We start from the raw sequence: 26,597 nt of genomic DNA, 5'->3' as shown, positions 1-26,597 counted from the left end.
GCCTCTTATTTGATGAAAAGTTGCAGGTGTTCGACGATCGGGCCCAGGGCCAGCGCGGGAACGTAATTCAATACGCCAACCAGCACGACGACGCCGATCAGCAGGCCGATGAACATGGGGCCGTGCGTGGGCATGGTGCCGGCATTGGCCGACAGGCGCTGCTTGGCCGCCAGCGAACCGGCCACCGCCAGCACGGGCACGATCACGCCGAAGCGGCCGAACCACATGGCGATCGCCAGCATCACGTTGTAGAACGGCGTGTTGGCGGACAGGCCGGCAAACGCGCTGCCGTTGTTGTTGGCGGCCGACGTGAAGGCGTACAGGATTTCCGAGAAACCGTGCGCGCCCGGATTGGCCACGCCGATCTTGCCCGGTTCGACCATCACGGCGATCGCCGTGCCCGTCAAGACCAGGGCTGGCGTGATCAGGATGGCCAGCGAGACCATCTTCATTTCATACGCCTGGATTTTCTTGCCCAGGTATTCGGGTGTGCGGCCGATCATCAGGCCGGCGATGAAGACGGCCAGGATGGCGAACATCAGCATGCCGTACAGACCCGTGCCCACGCCGCCGAAAATCACTTCGCCGAACTGCATCAGCAGCAGCGGCACCATGCCGCCCAAAGGCATGTAGGAGTCGTGCATGGAATTGACGGCGCCACACGATGCCGCCGTCGTCACCGCCGCGAACAGGGTCGAGGAGCTGATGCCGAAGCGCGTTTCCTTGCCTTCCATATTGCCGCCCGATTGCAGGCTGCTGGCCTGCTGATCCACGCCCAGCGCTTGCAAGGCGGGATTGGCTTGCTGCTCGGCGCTCATCACGCCGGCCGTCATGACGACAAAGATCAGGCTCATGGCGGCCAGCACGGCCCAGCCCTGGCGCAGGTCGCCCACCATGCGGCCGAAGGTGAAGCACAGGCCGGCGGGAATGATGAAGATGGCCAGCATCTGCAGGAAGTTCGACAGCGCGGTCGGGTTTTCATACGGGTGCGAGGAATTGGCATTAAAGAAGCCGCCGCCATTCGTGCCCAGCAGCTTGATCGATTCCTGCGAAGCGACGGGGCCCATGGCGATCGTCTGCGTGGTCGCCACTTGCGCTTCCATTACAGGCTTGCCGGCGGTATCGAACACGGGCTGGCCGTCGGCCGTCACTTTCGGCGTTTCATACGAAACCTGGTCGAGCAGGGTCACTTCCTTGTAGGCGGAAAAATTCTGGATCATGCCTTCGCCCATGAAGACGACGGACAGGGCCAGGGACAGCGGCAGCAGGATGTACAGGGTGGAGCGCACCAGGTCGACCCAGAAATTGCCGATCGATTTGCCCGAGCGCGAGGCGAAGCCGCGCACCAGCGCGAAGATCACGGCGATGCCGGTGGCCGCCGAGAAGAAGTTCTGGCACGCCATGCCCAGCATCTGGGTCAGATAGCTCATGGTCTGTTCGCCGCCATAGCCCTGCCAGTTGGTATTGGCGACGAAGCTGACGGTGGTATTGAACGAGGAGTCGGGGCTGACGGCGCCCAGGCCCTGTGGATTGAGTGGCAGGAAGCCCTGCAGGCGCTGCAGGCCGTAGACGAAGACGGCGCCCACGGTATTGAAAACGATCAGGGCGATGGCATAGCTTTTCCAGCCCATGGCCTTGTCGGCGGGCAGGCCGGACCAGCGGTACAGCAGGTTTTCCAGCTTTTGCAGCCAGCCCAGGCCGCGCACGGGCGCATCGCCGGCCACTTTGGCCATGTACAGGCCCAGCGGATAGCCGGCGGCCAGCAGCACGGCCAGGAAGGCCACCAATAACAGTATCGATTGCGTCGTCATCACAGTTCCTCCGCCTTCAGCAGCGCTACCAGCAGGTACACGAGCAGGCCAGCCGAGACGACGGCGCCCAGCACATAAAACGCGTTCATTTGACGCTCCCTAATTTGTCGCAGGCGACGGCAAAGCCGGCCGCCACGACGAAAAACACGGCAATCAAGCCGAGATACACGAGATCCATTCCCACCCTCACACAGGTTTGTTTTGATAGTGAGCAGATTAGCCAAAAGGGTCTAAAAAATTCGTAAAGACTGGGGAGGTGCATGTAAACAAGATGTAAAAACGGGAGCTTTACCGCATAAAATCCATCACAATTGGCGCAAAACCACGCGCGCGGCGCACTGTTGTTGCCTTGGAGTAGCGCTATTGCTCGCGGGACAAGATAGAATGCGCGAGCGTCCGCACAAGGACGCCAAGCCTGCCGCACTGCCCTCCCCCAGTGACGCTGGACGGGATATACTGTATATTCATACAGTTATCGCCGCCGCTGTCATTGCGCCCGCAGTGCCCTGGCCTGGCGTTCCAACCACTGTCTTTACTTAGCTTGAACACGTATGGCCACTAAAAAACCAGCATCCGACTACAGCGAATCATCCATCCGTGTCCTGAAAGGACTGGAACCCGTCAAGCAGCGCCCGGGGATGTACACCCGCACTGAAAATCCGCTGCACATCATTCAGGAAGTGATCGACAATGCCTCCGACGAGGCGCTGGGCGGTCATTGCACGCATATCGCCGTCACGCAAAACACGGACGGCAGCATCACCGTCGAAGACAATGGCCGCGGCATTCCCGTCGGCCTGCACCCGGAAGAAGGCGTGCCGACGGTGGAAATCGTGTTTACACGGCTGCACGCGGGCGGCAAGTTCGACAAGGGTTCGGGCGGCGCCTACGCGTTCTCGGGCGGTCTGCACGGCGTCGGCGTGTCCGTCACCAATGCGCTGTCGACGCGCCTGGAAATCACCGTCTGGCGCAAGGAAAGCGATGGCAACGGCTTGCACCACATGGTGTTCGCGAATGGCGACGTGATCGAGCCCTTGACTTCCCGCCCCGCCCCGCGCGACGGCAAAAAATCCGGTACGCGCGTCACCGCCTGGCCCGATGCGAAATACTTTGATTCGCCGAACATCTCGCAAACGGAGCTGCAACGCCTGCTGCGCTCGAAAGCCGTGCTGCTGCCGGGCGTGACCGTCACGCTCACCAACGCGAAAACGGGCGACACGCAAACATGGCAGTACGCGGAAGGCTTGCGCGGCTACCTGACCGAAACGCTGGCGCAGGTATCGAATGGCGAAACCCTGATTCCCCTGTTCGAAGGCGCGCAATACGCTGGCCCGGATTCGGAAGGCTTTGCCGAAGGCGAAGGCGCGGCCTGGGTGGTGGCATGGACGGAAGAAGGCGCCATCGTGCGCGAATCGTACGTCAACCTGATCCCCACCTCGAATGGCGGCACGCACGAATCGGGCTTGCGCGACGGCCTGTTCGGCGCCGTGAAAAACTTCGTCGAAATGCATTCGCTGCTGCCGAAAGGCGTCAAATTGCTGCCGGAAGACGTGTTCGCGCGCGCTTCGTTCGTGCTGTCGGCCAAGGTGCTGGACCCGCAATTCCAGGGCCAGATCAAGGAGCGTCTGAATTCGCGCGACGCCGTGCGCCTCGTTTCGACCTTCACCAAGCCGCCGCTGGAACTGTGGCTGAACCAGCACGTCGATTACGGCAAGAAGCTGGCCGATCTCGTGATCAAGCAGGCGCAGTCGCGCCAACGCTCGCTGCAAAAAGTGGAAAAGAAAAAATCCTCGGGCGTCGCCGTGTTGCCGGGCAAACTGACCGACTGCGAATCGTCGGACATCGCGCGCAATGAACTGTTCCTCGTCGAGGGCGACTCGGCGGGCGGTTCGGCCAAGATGGGCCGCGACAAGGAATTCCAGGCGATTCTGCCCCTGCGCGGCAAGGTCTTGAATTCGTGGGAAACGGACCGCGACCGCCTGTTCGCCAATAACGAAATCCACGATATTGCGGTCGCCATCGGCGTCGATCCGCACAGCGTGGGCGACTCGCCCGACCTGTCCGGCCTGCGCTACGGCAAGATCTGCATCCTGTCCGACGCGGACGTGGACGGCTCGCACATCCAGGTACTGCTGCTGACCTTATTCTTCAAGCACTTCCCGGTCCTGATCAACAAAGGCCACATCTGCATCGCCCGCCCGCCGTTGTACCGCGTGGACGCGCCAGCGCGCGGCAAGAAGCCGATGCAGAAGATCTATGCGCTCGACGACGGCGAACTGGTCGCCATCGAAGACAAGCTGCGCAAGGAAGGCGTGAAACAGGGCGCCTGGTCGATCTCGCGCTTCAAGGGCCTGGGCGAAATGAACGCCGAGCAGCTATGGGAAACGACGATGAACCCGGACACGCGCCGCCTGCTGCCCGTCACGCTCGGTGAAGTCGACCACATGGCCTCGGCCTCGCGCTTCAATATGTTGATGGGCAAGGGCGAAGCGGCCGGACGCCGCGCCTGGATCGAAGAACACGGCAATGAGGCGGAGGCGGATATCTGATGATCATCGGCATCGATCTGGGCACCACCAACAGCCTGGTCGCCATCTGGCGCGACGGCAAGGCTTCCATCATCCCGAATGCGCTCGGCGAGCACCTGACGCCGTCGTGCGTCAGCATCGATGACGACGGCACCGTGCTGGTGGGCCGCGCCGCGCGCGAGCGCCTGCAGACGCACCCGCAGCTGACGGCGGCCGTGTTCAAGCGCTACATGGGCAGTGAAAAGAAGATCACCCTCGGCACGCAGCAATTCCGTCCGGAAGAACTGTCGTCGATGGTGCTGCGCGCGCTGAAGGAAGATGCCGAAGCCTACCTCGGCCACAAGGTCGAGGAAGCCATCATCACCGTGCCCGCGTATTTCAGCGATGCGCAGCGCAAGGCCACGCGCATCGCCGGCCAGCTGGCGGGCCTGCGCGTCGAGCGCCTGCTGAACGAGCCGACGGCCGCCGCGCTGGCCTACGGCATCCGCGACAAGGAACAGGAAAGCAAATTCCTCGTCTTCGACCTGGGCGGCGGCACGTTCGACGTGTCGATCCTCGAACTGTTCGAAGGCGTGATGGAAGTGCGGGCCTCGGCCGGCGACAATTTTCTGGGCGGCGAAGACTTCGTCACCGTGCTGGTCGACGCTTTCATGGAAGGCAGCGGCTTGCGCGACGCCGTCGGCAGCCGCCTGCTCGACCCGCGCCAGCAACAACTGCTGCGCGATGAAGCCGAGCGCGTCAAGCGCCTGCTGTCGGACCAGCCGTCCGCGCGCATGGCCACGCGCTACCAGGACAAGGAATACAGCTGGGAGATCGGCGAAAACGAACTGGCGCAGCTGTGCGAGCCCCTGCTGGCCCGCTTGCGCCTGCCCGTGGAACGGGCGCTGCGCGACGCCACCATCCGCGCCGCGGAATTGAATGAAGTGGTGCTGGCCGGCGGCGCCACGCGCATGCCGCTGGTGCGCAAACTCGTCTCGCGCATGTTCGGCCGCTTCCCTGCCATCCACCTGGATCCGGACGAAGCCGTGGCGCTGGGCGCCGCCGTGCAGGCAGGCCTGAAAATGCGCGACGCGGCCCTCGACGAAGTGGTCATGACGGACGTGGCGCCGTATTCACTCGGCATTTCGATTTCGCGCCAGGTCGGCGTGAACCAGTATGAAGGCGGGCATTACCTGCCCATCATCGAGCGCAACTCCGTGGTGCCCGTCTCGCGCACGGAAAACATCACCACCATCCACGACAACCAGAAGGAAATCAACGTGGCGATCTTCCAGGGCGAGTCGCGCCTGGTGGCCGACAATGTTTTCCTTGGCAAGATCAGCTTCCCGATCCCCGCGAAAAAGGCGGGCGAGATCGGCATCGACGTGCGCTTCACCTATGACGTCAGCGGCGTGCTGGAAGCGGAAGTGACGGTGCTGGCCACGCAGGAACGCCACAAGATGATCATCAGCGACAACGCGGGCGTGATGACGCCGGAACAGATCGAGCAGCGTTTTGCGGAACTGGCCGACCTGAAGATCCACCCGCGCGAGCAGATGGAAAACCGTACCCTGGTCACGCGCGCCGACCGCCTGTACGAACAGTCGCTGGGCGACGTGCGCCAGTACCTGGCGGCGCACACGGCCAATTTCCAGGCCGCGCTGGAAACGCAGGACCCGAACACCATCCGCAAGGCGCGCCAGGCATTGGATGACGTGCTGCGCCAGGTCGAGAGCGAGAGCTTCCTGTAGATGGACGGCGGCATGGACAACGGACAGCGCAGCCTGTGGGCAATCCTGGGCACGGAGCCGACCGGCGACGAGCGCGCCCTCAAGCGCGCGTACGCGAAGCGCCTGAAGGTGACGCGTCCCGAAGACGATCCGGCCGCCTTCCAGGAGCTGCGCGAAGCGTATGAATACGCGCTGCGCCATGCGCACCTGTTTGCCGAGGAATTCCCGGAAGCGCAAGCGGCAGTGGTAGAAACGCCGGTCATGGAAGCAGCCGAACTGTGGGGCGTCATCGACGAACCCGCGCGGGAAGCGCAGGAACCGCAAGAACCGCACGAACCGCCTGCGGAACTGTGGGGCGTCATTGCCCAGGAACCCGCACCGCCACCGGAACTATGGGGCGTGGTCGCCATCGATCCGGCGCAGGAAGCGGCCAGCCTGTGGCAGGCATTCCTCGAGCATTCGCGGCACGCCGATGCCAGCGAGGTACTGGCCGGCATCCTGCAGGACGACGCCATGCTCAACCTCGACGTGCGCGAGGAATTCGACCTGTGTGCCCTGCGCTACTGCGCCAGCGCCGGCTATGACCTGGCGCTACGTGAGGCCCTGTTCGAACAGTTGGGCTGGGACCGCGATTTTTCCTACCTGGCGCGCAGCCATGGGGACCTGGTGCGCGCTGCCGTGCAGCGCTACCGGGCCGACCGTTCGTTCGCCCATTTCAGCGACAACCGCGACAGCTACCCGGGCCTCGATTGCATCATGTCGCAGCAATCGCCAAGCGCCTATGCGCGCCAGCTGTTCGACCAAAAATTCACGCTGCAGCTGCGCGAGCTGCTGCACGCGATACGCTGGCAGCACGCCGAGATGCTGGCCTGGAAGCTCGATACGGACCTGTTCGAGCAATGGGAACACGCCGTCCATGCCAAGCGCTACTTCAAGCAGACGGCGCTGGCCTCGGGCGGCCTCGGTTTCGTGCTGCACTTCATGCTCGCGGGCGTGCTCGATGCTGCCGGCTTCAAGCTCGCTGACACGGCCGCATATGCCAGCCTGCTGGGCTTCCAGGCGCTGGCCTTTTCCCTGCTGGCCATGCATGCCTTGCGCTGGCCAACGCCGCTGTTCGCGCGCCTGGAAGCGCTGCAAGAAGCGCTGCAGGACCGCCTGCCCATGCTGTGGCAGCGGCCCGGCTTGCGGCAACTGGGCTGGATCGCACCCTACCTCGTGCTGGCACTGCTGCTGTTCCTGCCCGAGCGCAGCGACAGCATGCGCCTCGTCACCGCGGCCGGCTTGTGCGCGTCGGCCCTGCTCGCGTATGCGATGAACCGCCAGCTGCTGCATGGCATGCTGCTGCTCCTGTGTCTGGGCCTGTCGCTGTTCGCGGCCATGTTCATGAGCGGCAAAGGCCCGTCGGCGCTGGCCATCGGCGAGGCCATGCCATTGATATTTTGCCTGGCGGCGCTGGCCCTGCGCTGCGCCACCGGCCTGTATGGCGATGGCGGCTTCCCCGAGGCGCTCTTGCCCCGCCTGCGCGCGGCATGGCTGATCGGCTGCGCGGGCTTGCTGTCGCTACTGTATGTGCAGCAGCTGCCGGCCGCCTTGGTCGGCGCCGCGCTGTATGCCTGGTCGTGCGCCGGCTTGCTGTTTTCCCCCACCGATTTCAAATGGAAGACGATCTGGCCGGTGGTGCTGGTGCCGTCACTCGCCAGTGTCGTGCTGGCCGGCCACGCCCCGGCCATCCGCGCCATGCCGATGCTGCATCACAGCGTCGAGCTGGCTCTGGCTGTGCTGTATTTCACCCTGCGCTATATGTATCTGACGTACGGCAAGTCCTTTTCCAAATCACGGCTGTCATAATCAGCCCCACGAATTCAACCGCAACCACTTAACACCGAAACAAGCGCCATGTCCACACAAACCAATTTATTTGACGATGCCCAGCCTGAGCCGATCGAGCCGGATGAACCGGTATTCGACGGCGAAGCGCTGACCCTGTCCACCTTTGCCGAGCGCGCCTATCTCGATTACGCCATCTCCGTCGTCAAGGGCCGCGCCCTGCCCGACGTGTGCGATGGCCAGAAGCCGGTGCAGCGCCGCATTCTGTATGCGATGAATGAGCTGGGCCTGAACTCCACGGCGAAGCCCCGCAAATCGGCGGCCGTGGTCGGCGACGTGCTCGGTAAATTGCATCCGCACGGCGACCAGTCCGTGTACGACGCGCTGGTGCGCATGGCGCAGGATTTCTCGCTGCGCTACCCGCTGATCGACGGCCAGGGCAACTTCGGCTCGCGCGACGGCGATGGCGCGGCAGCCATGCGTTACACGGAAGCGCGTCTGACGCCGATCGCCAAGCTGCTGATGGATGAAATCGGCATGGGCACGGTGGACTTCCAGCCCAACTACGACGGTTCGACGGAAGAACCGAAGCTGCTGCCGGCGCGCCTGCCGATGGTGCTGCTGAACGGCGCCTCCGGCATCGCCGTGGGCCTGGCGACGGAAATCCCGTCGCACAACCTGGCCGAAGTGGCGAAAGCGGCCGTCGCCATGATCCGCGATCCGAAGATGACGCACGCCGAACTGATGGCCATCATTCCCGGCCCCGACTTCCCCGGCGGCGGCCAGATCATCACCCCGCCCTCGCAAATCGCCGACATGTACGCGAGCGGCCGTGGCAGCATGAAGGTGCGCGCGCGCTGGAAGATCGAGGAACTGGCGCGCGGCCAGTGGCAAGCCGTCGTGACGGAACTGCCGCCGGGCACCTCGTCGCAAAAAGTGCTGGAAGAAATCGAGGAACTGACGAATCCGAAGATCAAGCTGGGCAAGAAGGCGTTGTCGCCGGACCAGGTGGCCCTGAAGGCGCTGATCCTCAATTCGCTCGACACCATCCGCGACGAATCGGGCCGCGCCGCCCCCGTGCGCCTCGTGTTCGAGCCGAAGTCGAAGAACCAGGACCAGACGGAATTCATGCTGATGCTGCTGGCGCATACGTCGCTGGAATCGTCGACCTCGATCAACCTGGTGATGATCGGTGGCGATGGCCGTCCGCGCCAAAAAGGGCTGGGCGACATCCTGCGCGAGTGGATCGATTTCCGCTTCGAAACCGTCACGCGCCGCACCGGCTACAAACTGGGCAAGGTCAAGGACCGCATCCATATCCTGGAAGGGCGCGAAGCGATCCTGCTCAATATCGACAAGGTGATCCAGATCATCCGCAATTCGGATGAGCCGAAGGCGGCCCTGATCGAAGCGTTCAAACTGTCCGAACGCCAGGCCGACGACATCCTGGAAATCCGCTTGCGTCAGCTGGCGCGCCTGGAAACGATCAAGATCCAGCAGGAGCTGGCCGAGCTGCGCAAGGAAGAAAAGTCCTTGCAAGACCTGCTCGACAACCCGGGCTCGATGAAGCGCGCCGTCATCCGCGAAATCGAAACGGACGCCAAGCAGTTCGGCGACGCGCGCCGCACCCTGATCGAGGAAGCGCAGAAAGCCGTGGCGGAACAAAAGGTGGTCGATGAACCGGTCACCGTCATCATTTCGGAAAAAGGCTGGGTGCGCGCGCGCACCGGCATCGGCCATGATGCGGCGCAGTTCACGTTCAAGGCGGGCGACAGCCTGCATGGCGCCTTCGAGTGCCGCACGGTCGACACCCTGCTGGGCTTTGGCAACAACGGCAAGATTTACTCGGTTCCCGTCTCCGCGCTGCCCAATGCACGCGGCGACGGTGTGCCGATCACGACCTTGTGCGACCTGAGCGGCGGCACGCCCGGCAACGCCGTGCGCATCCTGCACTACTTCGCGGGCAATGGCGCCACCAATTTGCTGCTGGCGTCGAGCGCAGGCTACGGCTTCATCGCCAAGGCGGGCGACATGACGAGCCGTCTGAAAGGCGGCAAGGCCTTCATCACCCTGGACGACGGCGACCTGCCGCTCGAACCGAAAGTCATCCCCGAGGCGGCCAGCGCCCTGGCCTGCCTGACGGAAGGCGCGCGCCTGCTGGTGTTCGGCCTCGATGAAATGAAAACCCTGTCCAAGGGCGGCACCGGCGTCAAGCTGATCGACCTCGATGCGAAAGACAAGCTGCTGGCCGTGCAGCCGATCACGCAGCGCGGCGTGGTGGTCTCGGGCATCGGCCGGGCCTCGAAACCGCAGGATGCGTCGCTGGGCGCCACGGCCCTGGCCGAGCATTTCGGCAAGCGCGCGAAAAAGGGCAAGGCGCTGGCGGCCAAGCTGAAACCGGTGTCGATGGCGGCCATCGGCTGACCGGCATCGCGCCACACGAAAAGACAGGTTCGCCTGTCTTTTTTTTCGCCTGGCGCAATGGACAACATCGTTTTACAGATAGTTTTGCAGATACGCGCCGCGTCCCCGTTATCCCTGCAGGCATGCCACCGGCATGCCGCCAACTGACAGGAGAGCAAGGATGAAAAACAAGGTTTCAGGCAGGCTGCCATGCAGCGGTTGACCCCGGCCGAGCGGCTGGTGGCGGCCATGGCGGCCGAAGGATTGCCGTATAAAAGCATCGCCAGAGAACTGGGCAAGTCGCCGGCCACCGTGCGCAACCAGCTGCATGCGATTTACCAGAAACTGGGCGTGGGCAACCGCACGGCGCTCGCGCACAAGCTGCGCGGCCAGCCTTAGCGCCGCGCCAGGCGCAGCACGTCGGGTGTCGCTTCGACGATGTCGATCACGTCCTGCGCGCCTGCGCCATCACCGAGCGCATAGCGGCCCATGCCCAGGGGCACCAGCCGGGTCACGGGGCCGGCGCGGGGTCGGTCGTCGGGGCCGGGCGCCATGGACGTCAAGGTTGCCGCCCCTTGCGCCATGGCGCCGGCTGGCGCGCCGAACTCCAGCACCTTGCGCCCCTTGCGGCTGGGCGGAAAGGCAAACGTGGCCGTGGGCCGGTACACCTCGATACCGTCCGCATCCTCCTCGAACGAGTGCGTCCAGCTGCCGCTGGGCAGTGGCGTTGTCATGCCGTGCATGGCGATTCCTCCCTCAGAAACACGATACCACGCCGCCCAGGCTTTCATAACCGCTCACGGACGGCGACCAGGCCGCGCCGTTCCACGCCTTGTGGAACAGGGCGCCGTTCGTGCCCGTGACAAACACGTCGAGGCGGTTCGGCGCCCAGGCCGTGGCGCGCGGCCGCGAGGTGCACACGCCGCCCAGGTTTTCAAAACCCGTCACGGAGGGAGACCAGGCGGATCCATTCCAGGCCTTGTGGTACAGGGCGCTGTCCGTGCCGATGACGAACAGGTCGAGCCGGTTCGGTCCCCACGACACGGCTTCCACCTCGCCCACGCAAACGCCGCCCAGGCGCTCGAAACCATCGTTGGAAGGCCCCCATTGCGCGCCATCCCACCATTTGTGATACAGGGCGCCGTCGGTACCCGTGACGAAAACGTCGAGGCGGTTCGGTCCCCACGCCACGGCTTTCGGCGACGAGGTGCAGATGCCGCCCAGGCGCTCGTAGCCCGTCAGCGACGGTCCCCAGGCCGTGCCGTTCCACCACTTGTGGTACAGGGCCCGGTCCGTGCCGACGACGAAGACATCGAGGCGGTTCGGCCCCCACGCCACGGCTTCCGGCTGGCCCAGGCAGACGCCGCCCATGGCTTCGTACCCCGTCAGCGACGGTCCCCAGGCGGACCCGTTCCACCACTTGTGATACAGGCCGCGATCCGTGCCGACGACAAACACGTCGAGGCGGTTCGGTCCCCAGGCCACGGCGCGCGGGTCGCCCACGCACAAGCCGCCCATCGCTTCGTAACCGGTCAGGGACGGTCCCCAGGCCGTGCCGTTCCACCACTTGTGGAACAAGCCGCTGTCGGTGCCCGTGACGAATACGTCGAGCCGGTTCGGCGCCCACGACACCACTTGCGGCGCACTGGTGCAAATGCCGCCCTGCCCTTCATAGCCGGTGACGGACGGCGCCCAGGCCGTGCCGTTCCAGGCCTTGTGGTACAGCGCGCGATCCGTGCCCACCACGAAGACGTTGAGGCGGTTCGCGCCCCAGGCGACGACGGGAGAAGAGCTCTGGCGCGGCGTGGCGCCTGCGCCCGTTCCGCCCGTGCCGATGCTGGCGCGCGGGCCATCGAGGCAAGCCTGCATGCGCGCCACCTGGCCGGCCGTGAACATGAACATGGCGGGATCGTCGACGTAATCCATGTAATTCATGAACATGTCGCCATTCGGCCCGTTATTGCACGACACCTGGGGAAACGAGGGCTGGCCCGTGTTCGGCCCGCCCTGGTTCGGCGTGTCGGCCACGTTGTCCGTGCCCGAGCACCCGGTGCCGTCGTCGCCCCAGATATGGTTCAGGTTCAGCCAGTGGCCAATTTCATGCGTGGCCGTGCGCCCCAGGTGGAACGGCGGCGCCGCCGTGCCCGTCGTGCCAAAGGCCGATTGCAGTATCACCACGCCGTCGGTCGCGGCCGGGCCGCCGGGAAACTGCGCATATCCGAGCAAGCCGCCACCGAGCTGGCAGACCCAGATATTCAGGTAGCTGTCGGCCGGCCAGGCATCCATGCCGCCCGTCGCTTGCGACTTGACGGCATCGTCCGCGCCAAACGAGGCCACCGTCGTCTGGCGCCGCTCGATGCCGCTGGTGGCCGCGCCATGCGGATCGGTCGTGGCCAGCGCAAACTCCACGCGCGCATCGGCCGTCAGCGGCAGGAATGGCGCCGGCGTGCTGTTCACATCCGGGTTGACGCGGCGGAAATCACGGTTCAGCACATCGATCTGGCTGGCGATCTGCGCATCCGAAATATTCTGCGCGGCCGTATTCCACACCACGTGCACGACCACCGGGATGTGCGTCACGCCGGCACGCCCCGCAATGCTGGCGTCGCCCTCGTACAATCCGGCCAAGTTTTCGATATCGGCGCGCACGTTCGCATACGATGGGTCTTCGGTCAGCAGGCGCCGATGCACGTCCATCGTGGCGCAGGTGCGCGTCTGCGGCGTGCCGCCGCCCTGCCCCCCATCACCGCCATTGCCTCCGCTATCGCCACCATCGCCGCCCATGCCGCCACCGCCGACCTGCATGCAGCTGGCGCCTGCCATGCCCTGCGGCGCCTGCTGCATGCCGCCGCCCGGCATGGCGTAGGCATCCGCAGCGGACGCCCCCTGGGTGAGCGCCGCCTGGTCGGCGTACGACACGCCCAGGCGCAGCCCCGGCATTGCGTCGCCGCCCGCCGCTTCTGCGCCAGCCTGCATGTCGCCCTCGACCGGCATGGACTGCGTGGCGGACATGGCTGGCGCGCCTTCCGCCGACCCGGTGGCCGGTGATTTTTTCGTTTTAGCGGTGCTCATGATGTCTCCTTCGTCTGTTTGCCAGTTCACTATGGCACGCCGAAAAGCGGAGCATTTGCGCCAGATCAAGACTGGCAAGCGCAAGCAAGGAAAAGTGCTGGACGAAAAAAAGACAGCCGAAGCTGTCTTTTGGGCTTGCGGGCCGTGGCCCGCAAACAGGGAATTACTTGGCGGCGGCGGCCTTGACTTCAGCGTCCGCCTTGGCCTTGACTTCTTCCGTCTTGGTGGCGGCGATGGCTTTATCGGCGTTCGCCTCCACTTTTTCCTTGGCGACCTTGGCGTCCGCTTTCACGGCGGTTTTGCCCGCTTTCGCATCGGCCTTGGCGGCAGCCTTGTCAGCCTTGGCTTGTGCCTTCATCTTGTCTTCCGGATCGGCATCGACTACTTTGTCGTGGGCCTTGGCCTTGGTTTTGTTCGCCTTGTGCTGGGCGTCGGCTTTCTTTTCGTCAGCCTTCATTTCGGCCTTGGCGACGTTGGCGTCAGCCTTGGCATCGACTTTGGCTTCCTTGTTGGCAGCCTTGTTGATGTCATGCTGCGCAGACGCCTGGGCGCTGGCAACGGCTGGGCTAACTGGCGTTTGCGCGATGGCAGCGGTGGCAAACAGGGTAGCGATCAGGGTGGCGAGTAATTTGTTCATGATGAGACCTTTCAATATGGTTTAATTTTATTCTTACTAAAGGCGGGCAAAATGTTCAAAATTTGCCAGGCATCGCGCTGTTTCTTGATGTAGCGCAATGGCATGACTTCATAGTAAAGATAACGGGCAAACCACACAGTGCGTTAGCGCACTCAACGGGAAATATATGCATTTCGGCAAACTTCCCATCGAGCGCTGCCGTAAGCGTCAGGACCTCATGCACCCACGGCCAGCGCCGCATGGCGGGCAGCCACCCACTCCTCGTTGGCCGGCTCCACGCCCACCACGATACGGCTGGCATCGGTGGAAATACGGCTGGCATTGCGCGCATTCGCCTCCCCGTCGAGCACGGGGCCGATGAATCCCAGTTCGGCGCAGATGCGCTGGCGCAGCTCGGCGCTGTGCTCGCCGATACCGGCCGTAAACACCAGCATGTCCAGTCCCCCCAGCACGGCCGTCAGGGCGCCGATCTCGCGCACGATGCGGCGGATATACAAGGCCAGCGCGGCGCGGATACGCTCGCCCGTGGCATCCTGCCGGTCCTGCTGCGCCAGCAAGACGGGTGGGTCGGCCGACACGCCCGACACGCCCAGCAAGCCCGACTCGTGGTACAGCACATGCGCCACTTTTTCCAGCGACAGCTTTTCGATTTCCATCAGGTAGATGACGGCGCCCGGATCGAGCGAACCGCAGCGCGTGCCCATCATCAGGCCATCGAGCGCGGAAAAGCCCATGGTGGTGGCCACGCTATGCAAGTTCTCCATGGCGCACAGGCTGGCGCCGCTGCCCAGGTGGGCCACGATGACCTTGCCGCGCGCGACGGCGCCAAAACGCTGCTCCAGCACCAGCGACTGGTACTCGTATGACAGGCCGTGGAAGCCATAGCGGCGCAAGCCCCGCTCCCACGCATCGTAAGGCAGGGCCAGCATCTGCTCGACCTGCGGCACCGTGTGGTGGAAGGCCGTATCGAAGCACGCCACCTGGGCGATGTCGGGCCGCGATTCGAGCAACACCTCGATCGCTTCGAGCGCAAACGGCTGGTGCAGGGGCGCGAGCGGCACATAACTTTTCAGGTCGGCCAGCACCTTGAAATCGATGCGCACGGGGGCGAAATACTTGCTGCCGCCATGCACCACGCGGTGCGCCACGGCGCGCAAGGAACGCCCGTCCAGCTGCGCCACCACTTGCGCGCGGATGTATTCGAGCGCCGCGTGATGCGGCTGCGCCGGATCGAGCTGCAAGGCGACTGCCGGCAAACCGCCGGCGCGGTAGGTGGTGTTTTCACGGCCGATGCCTTCGACCTTGCCGCTCCATTGCGCCTGCTGCGGCAGCACGCCGCCCGCTTGCTCGAACAGGGCGAACTTGATGCTCGACGAGCCGCAATTGAGCACCAGGATCAGGGTGCCATCGGCATGTTGGACTGCTGCGTTCATGGCGGCGTGCTCCGGTAATGGTTGGCCAGCATCACGGCGATGGCGCACGAGGCGATGCGGCTGGCGCGCGAGTCGGCACGGCTGGTGAGAATGACGGGGATTTTCGCGCCCAGCACGATGCCGGCGCTGTCCGCGTCGCCCATATATTCAAGCTGCTTGGCCAGCATATTGCCGCTTTCCAGATCGGGCACCAGCAAGATGTCGGCGCGGCCCGCCACTTCCGAGACGATGCCCTTGACGGTGGCGGCGGCGATCGACACGGCGTTGTCGAAAGCCAGCGGGCCGTCGAGGATCGCGCCCGTGATCTGACCGCGGTCGGCCATCTTGCACAGGGCGGCCGCGTCCAGGGTGGCCGGCATGTCCGCATTCACCGTTTCCACGGCGGCCAGGATGGCCACGCGCGGGCAGGCCACGCCGATCACGTGCGCCAGGTCGATGGCGTTGCGCACGATGTCGGCCTTCATGGCCAGGTTGGGCGAGATATTGATGGCCGCGTCCGTGATGATGAAGGGGCGCGGATACGCGGGTGTCTGCATCAGGAAGCAGTGGCTGATGCGGCGCTTGGTGCGCAGGCCGGCGCTGGCGGCAAGCACGGCCGACATCAGTTCATCCGTGTGCAGGCTGCCCTTCATCAAGGCTTCCACTTCGCCCTTGCCCGCCAGTTCGGCGCCGCGCGCGGCGGCGGCATGGCTATGCTCGACGTCCTCGATGGCGATGCCTTCCAGGCTCAGGCCAGCCTCCAACGCCACCGCTTCCAGGCGCGCGCGCGGCGCCACCAGCACGGGCGTGATCAGGCCGGCCGCATACGCGTCCAGCGCGCCCGCCAGGCTCAGTTCATCGCAGGGGTGGATCACGGCCACCCTGATCGGCCCCAGGGTGCGCGCCTGCTCCAGCAGGCGGCGCGTGCCGTCGCCGTTATGCAGGCGTACTTCGGGCAGGGTGGCGCGCTTGCGTTCGATCTGCTCGGCGGGCGCGATCACCTGCGCCTCGCCGTCGAGCACCACGGCGCCATGCTGGTTGACGCAGCGGCAGGCCAGGGTCACATGGCGGTTGCGCGGCTCGCGCGCCGTGACGGTGACGCTGATGGCCAGCGTATCGCCCACGCGCACCGGCTGCAGGAAACGCAGGGTCTGGCCCGTGTAGACGGTGCCGGCGCCGGGCAGGCGCGTGCCCAGCACGGCGGAAATGAGGGCCGCGCCCCACATGCCGTGGGCGATCACGCCCTCGTAGCGGGTGGCGGCGGCAAATTCCGTATCGAGGTGCTGCGGGTTGTCGTCGCCCGACATCACCGCGAACAGGGCAATGTCGTCCATGCTCAGGGTGCGCGTGATGCTGGCAGTGTCGCCGATGGCGATCTGGTCGAAGGTGCGGTTGCGTACGATATTCAGATCATCGTCTTGGGTAGTAGTCATCGTGGTCTTTTAGGCAGGGGTAATGTGTTTGGCCGGTTTGGCTTTCGGTTCAGTCCTGGATGCGCGCACAACCGACTGTTGCTCCTTGACCGCCCGGTCAAAGACGTCGAGCATCTGCTGCAGGCTCGCTTCCTCGTCCGGCGTCGGCGCCTCGGGCACTTGCAGCACTTGCTGCAGCCATTCGGCCAGCGCGTCGATGTCGTCCGGGTCGGCGCGCGACAGCAAGGCCGGCAAGGCGGCGATGGCGGTATCGAAATCATGCAGCATCAGGCGCGCCTGCTGGCGCACGATGCCGCGGAATTCCTCCATGTTGACATCCTGCCGGTATTGCGGCTTGATCAGTTTGAGGGCCAGGTTGACCCTGCGCTCGTCGGCGATCATGCGGAAGCGGTAGATGTAGAACAGCGCGCGCACGGCCGCTTCCACCAGGCCGCCCCGCTGCATATCCTCGTCCATCTTGCGCGTTTCGCAGCGCACGTATTCGCCATGCTCGGGCGAGATGCCGGGATGTGGGCGCGGCGGCGTCGTGTCGCCGATGGCTTGTCCCGTCAGCGCCTGCACCAGGGGCGAGCCATACACCAGGTCGAAGGTGGTTTCCTGCACCGTATCGCGCCAGTCGCGCCAGCCGTTCAAGCCGGCCGTGATGGCGCCGGAGATGGCTTCCTGCATGGCCAGCAGCGGATTATCAGGCGCTACCGGCTGGCGCTGGGCGCGCACTTCGTCGGCCTCCTTGGCCACCAGCCTGGCCAGCGGATTGTGATCCGTCCAGCGCTCGTACGACACGCGCAGCGGATGCGCGAGCTGCAGGAAGCGCGCCGTCTGCGGCGTGACCATGGCGCGCACCCACGGCTGCGCAAACGTGCGGTACAGGGCCAGATTCACTTCCGACACGCGCGCGGCGGCGGCGAACTTGCGGTCGTTTTCCACGCTCGGCTGCACGATGGCGCGCACGTCGTCGATGCCGCGGTGCTCGACCTGCAGCACATAATCGCCGCTGGCCAGGTCCGCGTTCGGCGTATCGGGCGTCTTGTCGACAATCCGCGCTTCGTAGATACCGGCCGGCAGCAGGTTGATCAGATCGATATTGCTGGCGAATTTCTGGTGTTCCTTGTGCCCCACCTTGGCCGACACAAAAATGCCCAGGTGGCCGATGCTGTCATGCACGGCGTAGACGATGGTCTGGTCGTGCAGCAGCACGTCCTTGTCGTCGCGGTACAGGTCCGTGATCCAGCCCAGCGCCTGCGGCGGCGGCGTGATGTTGTCGCCGTTCGAGCAAAACACGACGATGGGCGAACGGATGTTGCGCAAATCCAGGCGCACGCCGTCGGAGGTGATCAATTCGGCCGTGGCCAGGCGGTTGCCGATGAACAGATTGTCGACGATATACTGCATCTCGACGTCGTTGAGGAAGACGTGGCCGCCCCAGTATTTTTCAAATTCCAGGTAGCGTGGCGCTTCCGTGTCGATGTTCGCGTACAGATTGTACTGCTTGCCCCACAGGGTATTGGCCGGGTTGAGCTTTTCGAAATTCTGCACCAGGCTGGCGCCGTCGAAGCGGCCCTTGCCCAGGTCGCCCGCCAGCGCCGTGGCCCAGCTGCCGCCCATCAGGCCACCCGCGTAGCGCATCGGATTGCGGCCATGCCAGCCAGCCCAGTACGACACGGGCGCGCCGGCCACGATGATGGGGCCGAACAATTCCGGGCGCATGGCCGCCGTCATGAGGATTTGCCAGCCCGCCTGGCAATTGCCGATGACGACGGGTTTACCCTCGCTGAGCGGATGCAGGGCGATGACTTTTTCCAGGAAGGCCGCCTCGGCGTGCATCACGTCTTCCACCGTCTGTCCCGGCACGGGATCGGGCAGGAAGCCGATGAAGTAGCACGGATGGCCGGCGCGCAGGGCCACGCCGATCTCGCTTTCCGCCTTGAAGCCGCCGATGCCGGGACCGTGCCCGGCGCGCGGGTCGACGACGACGAAGGGACGCTTTGATGGATCGGGTTCGGGCGCATCGGGCGTCAGGATGCGCGCCAGGCCATAGTTGACGGGGCGCGCCAACTCCAGGCCCGACAGCACCAGTTCGGCGGGGAAGTCCAGCACGTTCGGCACTTCCTCGGCCATGTGCTCCTGGTACTGGTTGCCGCGCCGGCGCATCACGTCCGCATACAGCACGATGCGCTGCCACGAGTCGCGCGCATAGTCGCCCAGCACGCCCAGCGACGGCAAGCCGCCGGTGGAGAAAAATGGTGCAGCTTCGATCTTCATGGCTATCCTTTTCATGCAAAAAACGCCGGACCATTCCGGCGCGGGAGCTATGCCATCTGGCTGATGGTCTTGCGAAAACGGGCAAGGGCAAACGTGAACAGGGCCGTGCCGATGGCCAGCAAGGCCAGGAACGGCTTCCACACCACGTCGATGCCGGCGCCCCGGTACAAAATCGCCTGGCTCAATTCGACGAAATGCGTGGTCGGCGCGATCAGCATGATGTTCTGCACCAGCTCGGGCATGCTTTCGCGCGGCGTGCTGCCGCCCGACAGCATCTGCAGCGGCAGCAGCACGAGGATCAGCAGCATGCCGAACTGCGGCATGCTGCGCGCCACGGTGGCGAGGAAAATGCCCATCGACGTGGTGGCAAACAGGTGCAGCGCCGCGCCGCACAGGAACAGCGCGATCGAGCCTTCGATGGGCACGTGCAGCATGCCGCGCACCACGAGGTTCAGCGACAGGGCGGCGGCCAGCAGCACCACGAGGCCCATCGACCAGACCTTGCCCAGCATGATCTCGGCCGGCGTCACGGGCATCACCAGCAAGTGCTCGATGGTGCCGTGTTCGCGCTCGCGTATCAGCGCCGCCCCGGTGAGGATGATCGACAGCATCGTCACCTGGTTGATGAGCTCCATCAGCGAGCCAAACCACGCCTGGCTCAGCGACGGGTTGAAGCGCGCGCGCATCACCAGTTCCACGGGCGAGACGGTCGCACCGCGATAACGTTTGGCGAATTCGGAGATTTCGCCGGCGACGATCTGCTGGATGTAGCCGCTGCCGCTGAAGGCCTGGCTCATGCGCGTGGCGTCCACGTTCAGCTGCAGCTCCGCCTGGCGTCCGCCCAGCACATCCGCCTGCAGCTTGGGCGGTATCGTCAGCACGAAGGTGTACTGGCCCGCGTCCAGGCCCGCATCGACCTGGCTCTGGTTGATCATGGCCGGCGGCGTGAACTGCGGCGGGAAGAAGGCCGAGGCGATGCGCCCGGACAGCGGCGAGCCATCCTCGTCGACGATGGCGATCGACGCCATGTGCAGGGTTTCCGGCTTGGCCGTGGCGGCCACGTAGATGGCCAAAGTAAACGTGTAGAGAATCAGGATCAGCATCATCGGATCGCGGATCAGGCTCCAGATTTCCTTCACGCCCAGGCGGTAGATATTTTCGAGGTGGCGCATATCAGCTCTCCTGTTTCTTCAGCAGCGCCACGGTCACGCCGAGGATCACGGGGATGGCGATGATCAATGGCCAGAACGAGGCGTGCAGGTCGCCGAATCCCAGCGCCTTGTTGAACACGCCCCGGCTGATATTGAGCATGTGCGTGGCCGGGTACATCAGGCCGATGGCCTTGCCCACGCCTTCCATCGACGAGACGGGATTGAGCAGGCCGGAAAACTGGATGGCCGGGATCATGGTGCCGATCATGGTCACGAACAGGGCCGCGATCTGGCTGCGCGTAAACGTCGAGGCGAACAGGCCGATACCGGTGGCGCAGATATTGAAGATGAAAGTGGCGCCGATCAGGGTCGCCAGGCTGCCCTTGACCGGCACGCCAAAGGCGGTGACCGCCAGCAGCGCCATGAGGAGGAAGTTGAACATGGCCAGCGCCACATACGGTACCTGCTTGCCAAGCAAGAATTCCAGGCGCGTGACGGGCGTCACGTACAGGTTGATGATGGAACCGAGTTCCTTTTCGCGCACCACGGACAGCGCCGCCAGCATGGCCGGCAGCATCAGCAGCAGCAGGGGAATCACGGCCGGCACCATGGCCGGCAGGCTTTTCACGTCGGGGTTGTAGCGGTAGCGGGTCTGGATGGCAACGGGGTTGTTCATCTTGATGCCATAGCGGTGCAAGGCCTGGTCGGCCAGCCACAGCTGGTGCATGCCCTGCACGTAGCCCTGCACGGTTTCCGCGCGCATCGGCATGGCGCCATCGATCCACGCGCCCACCTGCGCCGGCGCGCCGCGCTGCACGTCGCGCGCGAAGCCGGGCGGGATCTCGATGGCCAGCGACAGTTCGCCGCTGCGCATGCGCTTGTCGATATCGGCATAGTCGCGCAGGGGCGGGCGTTCGACGAAGTAGCGCGAGCCGGCCAGGTTGTTCGTGTAATTCTGGCTCAGGGTGGTCTGGTCGTGGTCGAGCACGGCATAACTGAGGTCTTCGACGTCGAGGCTGATGCCGAAGCCGATGACGAACAGCAGCAGCACGGAGCCGCCCAGCGCCAGGGTCAGGCGCACGGGATCGCGGCGCAGCTCCAGCGTCTCGCGCCACATGTAGCTGAGCATGCGGCCCAGGCTGAAGCGGCTGCGCTGCTGCTTCTGCTGTGGTGCGGCCGCTTCAGCCTTCTGCACGGGCGCCTCGCTTTCCTGCGCTTCGGCGGCTGCCGTACCGCCGCCCGCCTCTTCCAGGTAGGCGATGAAGGCCGCTTCCAGCGATGGCGCACCCTTCTTGCGCACCAGTTCGGCCGGCGCATCGCTGACCAGCACTTTACCCGCGTGCATCAGCGAGATGCGGTCGCAGCGCTCGGCCTCGTTCATGAAGTGGGTGGAAATGAAAATGGTGACGTGGTCGCGCCGCGCCAGCTCGATCATCAGGCGCCAGAAATTGTCGCGCGCGATGGGGTCGACGCCGGACGTCGGTTCGTCAAGGATCAGCATTTCCGGCTTGTGCACCATGGCCACGGCCAAGGACAGCCGCTGGCGGATGCCCAGCGGCAGGCTGTCAGGCAAGTCGTCCATCACCGCGCGCAAATCGAAGCGCTGCGCCATCTCGTCGATGCGCGCCCCTATTTCGCCCTCTGGCACGTGGAACAGGCGCGCGTGCAGCACCAGGTTCTGGCGCACCGTCAGCTCGCTGTACAGAGAAAAGGCCTGCGACATGTAGCCGACCCGGCGGCGCGTGTCGATATCGCTGGAGTCGACCTCCTTGCCGAACAGCCAGGCCTTGCCTTCCGTGGCCGGCAGCAGGCCCGTGAGCATCTTCATGGTGGTCGACTTGCCGCAGCCGTTCGAACCGAGAAAACCGAAGATCTCGCCACGGCCGATGCGGAAATTCACATGGTCGACGGCCGTGAAATCGCCGAAGCGCATGGTCAGGTCCTGCGCCTCGATGGCGACGTCCTGCGCGCTGGCAGCGTCCAGCGGCGTGATGACGACGGGCTGGTGGCCGGCGCGCTTGGCTTCGGGCAGCAGCTTGATGAAGGCCGCCTCCAGGTTGTCGCTTTGCGTGCGCGCCAGCAGTTCGGCCGGCGTGCCCGTATCGAGCACCTTGCCGTCATCCATGGCCACGAGCCAATCGAAGCGCTGCGCCTCGTCCATGTAGGCGGTGGCCACCATCACGCTCATTTGCGGGCGCTGCACGCGGATGCCGGCGATCAGGTCCCAGAACTGCGCGCGCGCCAGCGGATCGACGCCGGTGGTCGGTTCATCGAGAATCAGCAGGTCGGGATCGTGAATCAGGGCGCAGCACAGGCCCAGCTTCTGCTTCATGCCGCCCGACAGCTTGCCCGCCGGGCGCGCGAGGAAGGACTGCAAGCCCGTGCTGCGGGTCAGCTGGTCGATGCGGCGGCGGCGTTCGGCCGCGTCGTGGCCGAACAGGCGCGCGAAAAACTGCAGGTTTTCCTCGACCGACAGGGTCGGATACAGATTCTTGCCCAGCCCTTGCGGCATGTAGGCGATGCGGGGGCAGACATCGTCGCGGTGACGCGCATCGCGCATGTCGCCGCCCAGCGCCATCACGCTGCCCTGCTGCACGGCGCGCGCGCCGGCCACCAGCGACAGCAGGCTCGATTTGCCCACGCCATCGGGCCCGATCAGGCCCACCATGCGGCCGGCCGGCACGTCGAGGTCGATGCCGTCCAGCGCCACCGTCTTGCCGTAATGCTGGCTGACGCCCTTGATGCTGACGACTGGTGAAGTGGAAGCCACGGTCACTGCGGGACCTTGGCCGTCAGTTCAGCGGGCCATGGCTGCTTCGCATCGAGACGCACCCAGGCCACGCCGGGCAAGCCCACTTTCACCAGCGCCAGATGCTTTTGCAGCAGCTCGCGGCTGATCTGCGCTTTCACGCGGAACATCAGTTTCTGGCGTTCGCTGGCCGTTTCCACGGTTTTTGGCGTGAACTGCGCGCTGGCGGCGACAAACGAGATCGTCGCGGGAATCACATAGTTCGGCGCCGCGTCGAGGATGATGCGCACTTCGCCGCCCAGCGCCACCTTGCCGGCCGCCGTCTCGGGCAGGAAGAAGGTCATGTAGACGTCCGACAGGTCGACCAGGTTGAGCACCTTGCCGCCGCCGGCCAGCACTTCGCCCTGCTGCGCCACCAGGTATTGCACGCGGCCGTCGCGCGGCGCCGTCAGCTGGCCATCGGCCAGGTCGGCATCGATGCGCGCCGTGGTCGCCTCGGCCGCCACGACGGCGGAGCGGGAACCGACCACCTGCGCTTTTGCCGCGTCGATGGCCGCCTGCGCCGCCGTCACTTGCGCTCTGGCCGCATTCAGGGCGGCGGCCACGCTGCGCACGCGGGCGCGGTCGTCGTCGAGTTCCTGCACCGAGGAAGCGCCCTCTTTCGACAAGGTTTCGGAGCGGGCCAGGCGGCGTTTGGCCGCATCGAGTTCGCTTTCGCGCTGCGCCACCATGGCCAGCGCGGCCGCCTTGTCGCTTTCGCGCACGGCCACCTGCGCCTGCACGCCGACCACGGCGTCCAGCGCCTGCTGCTGGCGCGCGCGCGCCTCGTCGCGCTGGGCCGTCAGCGAATCGACCTGCATGCTGGCCAGCGGCTGGCCCGCCTTGACGAAGTCGCCCTCGCGCACGAGGATCTCCTTGACCCGGCCCGCCAGCTTGGTGGCGACGTCGACTTCCGTCGCTTCGATACGGCCATTGCCGCTGACAAAACCTTCGCCAGGGCCCGTGGGACGCATTTTTTGCCAGGCCACATAGCCCAGCACGAGAACGGCCACGACCAGCGCCGCGGGGATGAGTTTTTTCTTCAATTGAGCATTCATGGTATCGGGGCGATCAAATTAGTGGGTGGAAGCGGCGGCGGAGGCGACGGGTGTGCCGCCGCCCAGGGCGGCATACAGGCTGACCTGGCTCGACAGCAACGCGCGGCGCGTCTGCACCAGCTGCTGCTCCACCGTCAGCAAGTCGCGCTGCGCATCGAGCACTTCCAGGTAGGGCGCGGCGCCATTGTCGTAGCGCAGCTTGGCCAGGCGCGCCCGTTCGCTCTGCGCGGCCAGGGTCGTCTTGCCGATGTCGACCTGCAGCGCCAGCCAGCGCCGGTTCGACAGCGCATCGGCCACTTCGCGGAAGGCGCCCTGCACGCTCTTTTCATAATTGGCCACGGCCACGTCGCGGCGCACTTCGGCCAGGTCCATATTCGCGCGCAGGCGGCCCGCGTCAAAGATCGGCAGCACCAGGCGCGGCGCGAGATTCCAGGCGCCGCTGCCCGAATCGAACAGGCCGTTCAATTCCGCGCTGGCCGTGCCGTAGGCAGCCGTCAGCGAAATCGTCGGGAAGAAGGCGGCGCGCGCGGCGCCGATATTGGCTTGCGCGGCGCGCAACTGGTGTTCGGCCGCGATCAGGTCGGGGCGCTGCGTGAGCAAAGCCGAGGGCAGGCCCGCATGCAGCGGCTGCAGCACGCTGGCGTCGTCGAAGCGACTCACCTCACCAGCCACCGGCGTCAGGTCGACGGGGCCGCCCACCAACTGGGCCAGCGCATGCGCCTGCACGGCGCGCGCCTGCTCCAGCTGGGCCGACAGCGACAGGGCCTGGCTGAGCAGGGTTTCCACCTGCGTCAAGTCCAGCTTGGAAATCGACCCGACTTCAAAACGGCGCGTGAAGATGCGCAGCGATTCGGCGCGGCTGTCGACCGTGGCGCGCGCCAGTTCCACCCGTTCATCGAGTTCGCGCAAGCCCAGGTAGCCATTGGCCACCTGCGCCACCAGGGCCACGCCGACGGCGCGGCGCGCCTCGTCGCTGGCCAGCAGGGTTTGCAGCGCGCTGTCCTTCAGGCTGCGCACCCTGCCCCAGAAATCGAGTTCCCAGGCGCTCACGTTCAAGCCCGTTTGGTACTGCGCGCTCGTCATGGCGCGGCCCGTCGGACTCAGGTCGGCCGGCACGCGCGCGCGGCTGCCGGAGGCGCCCAGCGCGATGGTGGGAAACTGTTCCGCGCGCACGATGCCATACGCGGCGCGCGCCTCTTCCACGCGCAGGGCGGCGATGCGGATGTCGCGGTTGCTGGCCAGCGCCTGCGCAATCATCGCCTGCAGGCGCGGGTCGGCAAAGTAGGCTTGCCAGGCGACGTCGGGCGCGCTTGCGCCGGCCGTATCGGTTTCCGGGTACTGCGCCGCCACGGGTGGCGGCGGTGGCGCATACGGCGGCGCCATCGAGGCGCAGCCGGCCAGGGCCAGCGTGGTGGCCAGCGCGGCCATCCTGGCGCGGTGTGGCAAAGTAAAAACAGCCTTGGTCATCATCTTCCAGTCAATTCAGAATGTTGTAGCCGCCATCGACATACAGGGTGCCGCCCGTGATGGCGCGCGCGCCGTCACCGGCGAGGAAGGCGCACAGCGCGCCCACGTCCTCGATGGTGGCCAGGCGCCGCATGGGCGAGCGTTCGATGGCGTCAGCCATCAGGCGGTCGAAATGGGCGATGCCGGAAGCGGCCCGCGTCTCCAGGGGACCGGGCGAAATGGCGTTCACGCGGATGCCTTGCGGGCCCAGTTCCGCAGCGAGGTAGCGCACCGACGCTTCCAGCGCCGCTTTTACGGGACCCATCACGCCATAGTCGGCGATGACTTCCTCGGCGCCCAGGTAACTCATGGTGGTCAAGCTGCCGCCGTCCGGCATCAGCGGTTCGGCCAGTTTCGCCATGCGCATGAAGGAGTGGCAGGAGACATCCATCGCCTGCGCAAAGCCGTCGGCGGAACTGTCCGTCACGCGGCCATGCAGGTCCTGCTTCGGCGCGTAGGCGATGGAGTGGACAACGAAATCGAGCCGTCCCCACTGCCGCTCGATCTGCGCGAACAGCGCTTCCAATTGGCCCGGCACGGCCACGTCGAGCGGCGCCATGATGGCCGCCTGCACTTGCTGCGCCAGCGGCTCCACGTGCGGCCTGGCCTTGTCATTGAGCCAGGTGACGGCCAGTTCGGCACCGGCCGCGCGCAGGGCGCTGGCACAGCCCCAGGCGATGCTTTGCGTGTTGGCGATACCCACCACCAGGCCCCGCTTGCCCTGCAAAGGCAGGTGCCGCAAGTCGGCCGTCATGCCTGGACTGGACGCAGGGCGGGCCACGGCGTGGCCGCCTGCACGCAGCGCACGGCGCCGGCGCGCATGGCGGCGGCGCACGTGGCCAGGGTCACGCCGCCAACGCGCGCATACGGCAAGGCAATCGGAGAGTGGGGGTGTAAGGTACTGCACGCGTCAGGCGCGGGGGTCTGCATCTTCATGAATCGGCTTCCGTCACTGAAATTCGAGGCACGCACCAGTGCATTTTCGGGGAACTGGTGCGGG

General features: G+C 65.3%; 19 protein-coding genes. 5 read left to right on the top strand and 14 right to left on the bottom strand.

Translation table 11 applies throughout. The annotated features are described in order from the left end of the window. Positions 1-5 precede the first annotated feature (5 nt). Both kdpA and kdpF read right to left on the bottom strand, forming a co-directional pair. Entirely contained in the window at positions 6-1,811 is a 1,806-nt protein-coding gene (gene kdpA / locus ACPJXG_RS03380) for a potassium-transporting ATPase subunit KdpA (protein ID WP_425253407.1), read from the bottom strand. Further along, positions 1,811-1,900 (bottom strand): K(+)-transporting ATPase subunit F, encoded by a 90-nt coding sequence (gene kdpF, locus ACPJXG_RS03375; RefSeq protein WP_034746483.1) that lies wholly within the window; start codon positions 1,898-1,900, stop codon positions 1,811-1,813. The genes kdpA and kdpF overlap by 1 nt, the downstream gene beginning before the upstream one ends. Before the next feature lie 462 nt (positions 1,901-2,362). Between kdpF and ACPJXG_RS03370 the strand changes: the two genes are divergently transcribed. The 5 genes from ACPJXG_RS03370 to ACPJXG_RS03350 all read left to right on the top strand — a co-directional run bounded on the left by ACPJXG_RS03370 (position 2,363) and on the right by ACPJXG_RS03350 (position 10,677). Continuing rightward, positions 2,363-4,360, top strand: a complete 1,998-nt coding sequence (locus ACPJXG_RS03370) for a DNA topoisomerase IV subunit B (RefSeq protein ID WP_035822215.1) — start codon at positions 2,363-2,365, stop codon at positions 4,358-4,360. After that, entirely contained in the window at positions 4,360-6,069 is a 1,710-nt protein-coding gene (locus tag ACPJXG_RS03365) for a molecular chaperone HscC (protein ID WP_425253406.1), read from the top strand. The genes ACPJXG_RS03370 and ACPJXG_RS03365 overlap by 1 nt, the downstream gene beginning before the upstream one ends. Positions 6,070-6,081: 12 nt before the next feature. Beyond that, positions 6,082-7,896, top strand: coding sequence for a hypothetical protein (locus ACPJXG_RS03360; protein WP_425253405.1), 1,815 nt, complete (start codon positions 6,082-6,084; stop codon positions 7,894-7,896). A 48-nt stretch (positions 7,897-7,944) separates the two neighbouring features. Continuing rightward, complete coding sequence (gene parC, locus ACPJXG_RS03355; RefSeq protein ID WP_425253404.1) at positions 7,945-10,299, top strand: DNA topoisomerase IV subunit A; 2,355 nt, start codon at positions 7,945-7,947, stop codon at positions 10,297-10,299. A 189-nt stretch (positions 10,300-10,488) separates the two neighbouring features. Continuing rightward, positions 10,489-10,677, top strand: a complete 189-nt coding sequence (locus ACPJXG_RS03350) for a helix-turn-helix domain-containing protein (RefSeq protein WP_035822224.1) — start codon at positions 10,489-10,491, stop codon at positions 10,675-10,677. Here the strand turns inward: ACPJXG_RS03350 and ACPJXG_RS03345 are convergent. The 12 genes from ACPJXG_RS03345 to ACPJXG_RS03290 all read right to left on the bottom strand — a co-directional run bounded on the left by ACPJXG_RS03345 (position 10,674) and on the right by ACPJXG_RS03290 (position 26,533). Next, the gene (locus ACPJXG_RS03345; protein ID WP_035822226.1) at positions 10,674-11,021 is read right to left on the bottom strand and encodes a hypothetical protein; all 348 of its coding nucleotides are present in this window, start codon (positions 11,019-11,021) and stop codon (positions 10,674-10,676) included. The two genes, ACPJXG_RS03350 and ACPJXG_RS03345, sit on opposite strands and share 4 nt — an antisense overlap. Positions 11,022-11,034: 13 nt before the next feature. Continuing rightward, on the bottom strand, positions 11,035-13,350 hold the full coding sequence (locus ACPJXG_RS03340; RefSeq protein ID WP_425253403.1) for a M43 family zinc metalloprotease: 2,316 nt from the start codon (positions 13,348-13,350) through the stop codon (positions 11,035-11,037). A gap of 163 nt (positions 13,351-13,513) precedes the next feature. Further along, positions 13,514-13,987: a hypothetical protein gene (locus tag ACPJXG_RS03335; RefSeq protein ID WP_099401639.1), complete on the bottom strand. Its 474-nt coding sequence runs from the start codon at positions 13,985-13,987 to the stop codon at positions 13,514-13,516. Between the two features lie 215 nt (positions 13,988-14,202). After that, positions 14,203-15,420: an acetate/propionate family kinase gene (locus ACPJXG_RS03330; protein ID WP_099401640.1), complete on the bottom strand. Its 1,218-nt coding sequence runs from the start codon at positions 15,418-15,420 to the stop codon at positions 14,203-14,205. Further along, positions 15,417-16,832 (bottom strand): bifunctional enoyl-CoA hydratase/phosphate acetyltransferase, encoded by a 1,416-nt coding sequence (locus ACPJXG_RS03325; RefSeq protein WP_402719488.1) that lies wholly within the window; start codon positions 16,830-16,832, stop codon positions 15,417-15,419. The genes ACPJXG_RS03330 and ACPJXG_RS03325 overlap by 4 nt, the downstream gene beginning before the upstream one ends. A 9-nt stretch (positions 16,833-16,841) precedes the next feature. Beyond that, entirely contained in the window at positions 16,842-19,094 is a 2,253-nt protein-coding gene (locus tag ACPJXG_RS03320; protein ID WP_425253402.1) for a DUF3141 domain-containing protein, read from the bottom strand. A gap of 47 nt (positions 19,095-19,141) precedes the next feature. After that, positions 19,142-20,266, bottom strand: a complete 1,125-nt coding sequence (locus tag ACPJXG_RS03315; RefSeq protein ID WP_034746452.1) for an ABC transporter permease — start codon at positions 20,264-20,266, stop codon at positions 19,142-19,144. Position 20,267: 1 nt separating this feature from the next. After that, a complete protein-coding gene (rbbA, locus tag ACPJXG_RS03310; RefSeq protein WP_425253401.1) occupies positions 20,268-23,015 on the bottom strand; it encodes a ribosome-associated ATPase/putative transporter RbbA in 2,748 nt (915 codons plus the stop codon). Between the two features lie 2 nt (positions 23,016-23,017). Beyond that, positions 23,018-24,091 carry an HlyD family secretion protein gene (locus tag ACPJXG_RS03305; protein ID WP_402719491.1) on the bottom strand — a complete coding sequence of 358 codons (1,074 nt, stop codon included), beginning with the start codon at positions 24,089-24,091 and terminating at the stop codon, positions 23,018-23,020. An 18-nt stretch (positions 24,092-24,109) separates the two neighbouring features. After that, complete coding sequence (locus ACPJXG_RS03300) at positions 24,110-25,558, bottom strand: efflux transporter outer membrane subunit (RefSeq protein ID WP_176387612.1); 1,449 nt, start codon at positions 25,556-25,558, stop codon at positions 24,110-24,112. A 10-nt stretch (positions 25,559-25,568) separates the two neighbouring features. Further along, positions 25,569-26,351 carry an enoyl-ACP reductase FabI gene (fabI, locus tag ACPJXG_RS03295; protein ID WP_425253400.1) on the bottom strand — a complete coding sequence of 261 codons (783 nt, stop codon included), beginning with the start codon at positions 26,349-26,351 and terminating at the stop codon, positions 25,569-25,571. Next, on the bottom strand, positions 26,348-26,533 hold the full coding sequence (locus ACPJXG_RS03290) for a hypothetical protein (protein ID WP_425253399.1): 186 nt from the start codon (positions 26,531-26,533) through the stop codon (positions 26,348-26,350). Before ACPJXG_RS03290 ends, fabI begins: the two co-directional genes overlap by 4 nt. Positions 26,534-26,597 lie beyond the last annotated feature (64 nt).

This window comes from Janthinobacterium sp. NFX145, from assembly GCF_049810325.1.
In the GTDB taxonomy this organism is placed as follows: domain Bacteria; phylum Pseudomonadota; class Gammaproteobacteria; order Burkholderiales; family Burkholderiaceae_D; genus Janthinobacterium; species Janthinobacterium rivuli.
Note: the sequence above shows the minus strand (reverse complement) of the source record. Positions and strands in the feature narration are given on the sequence as shown.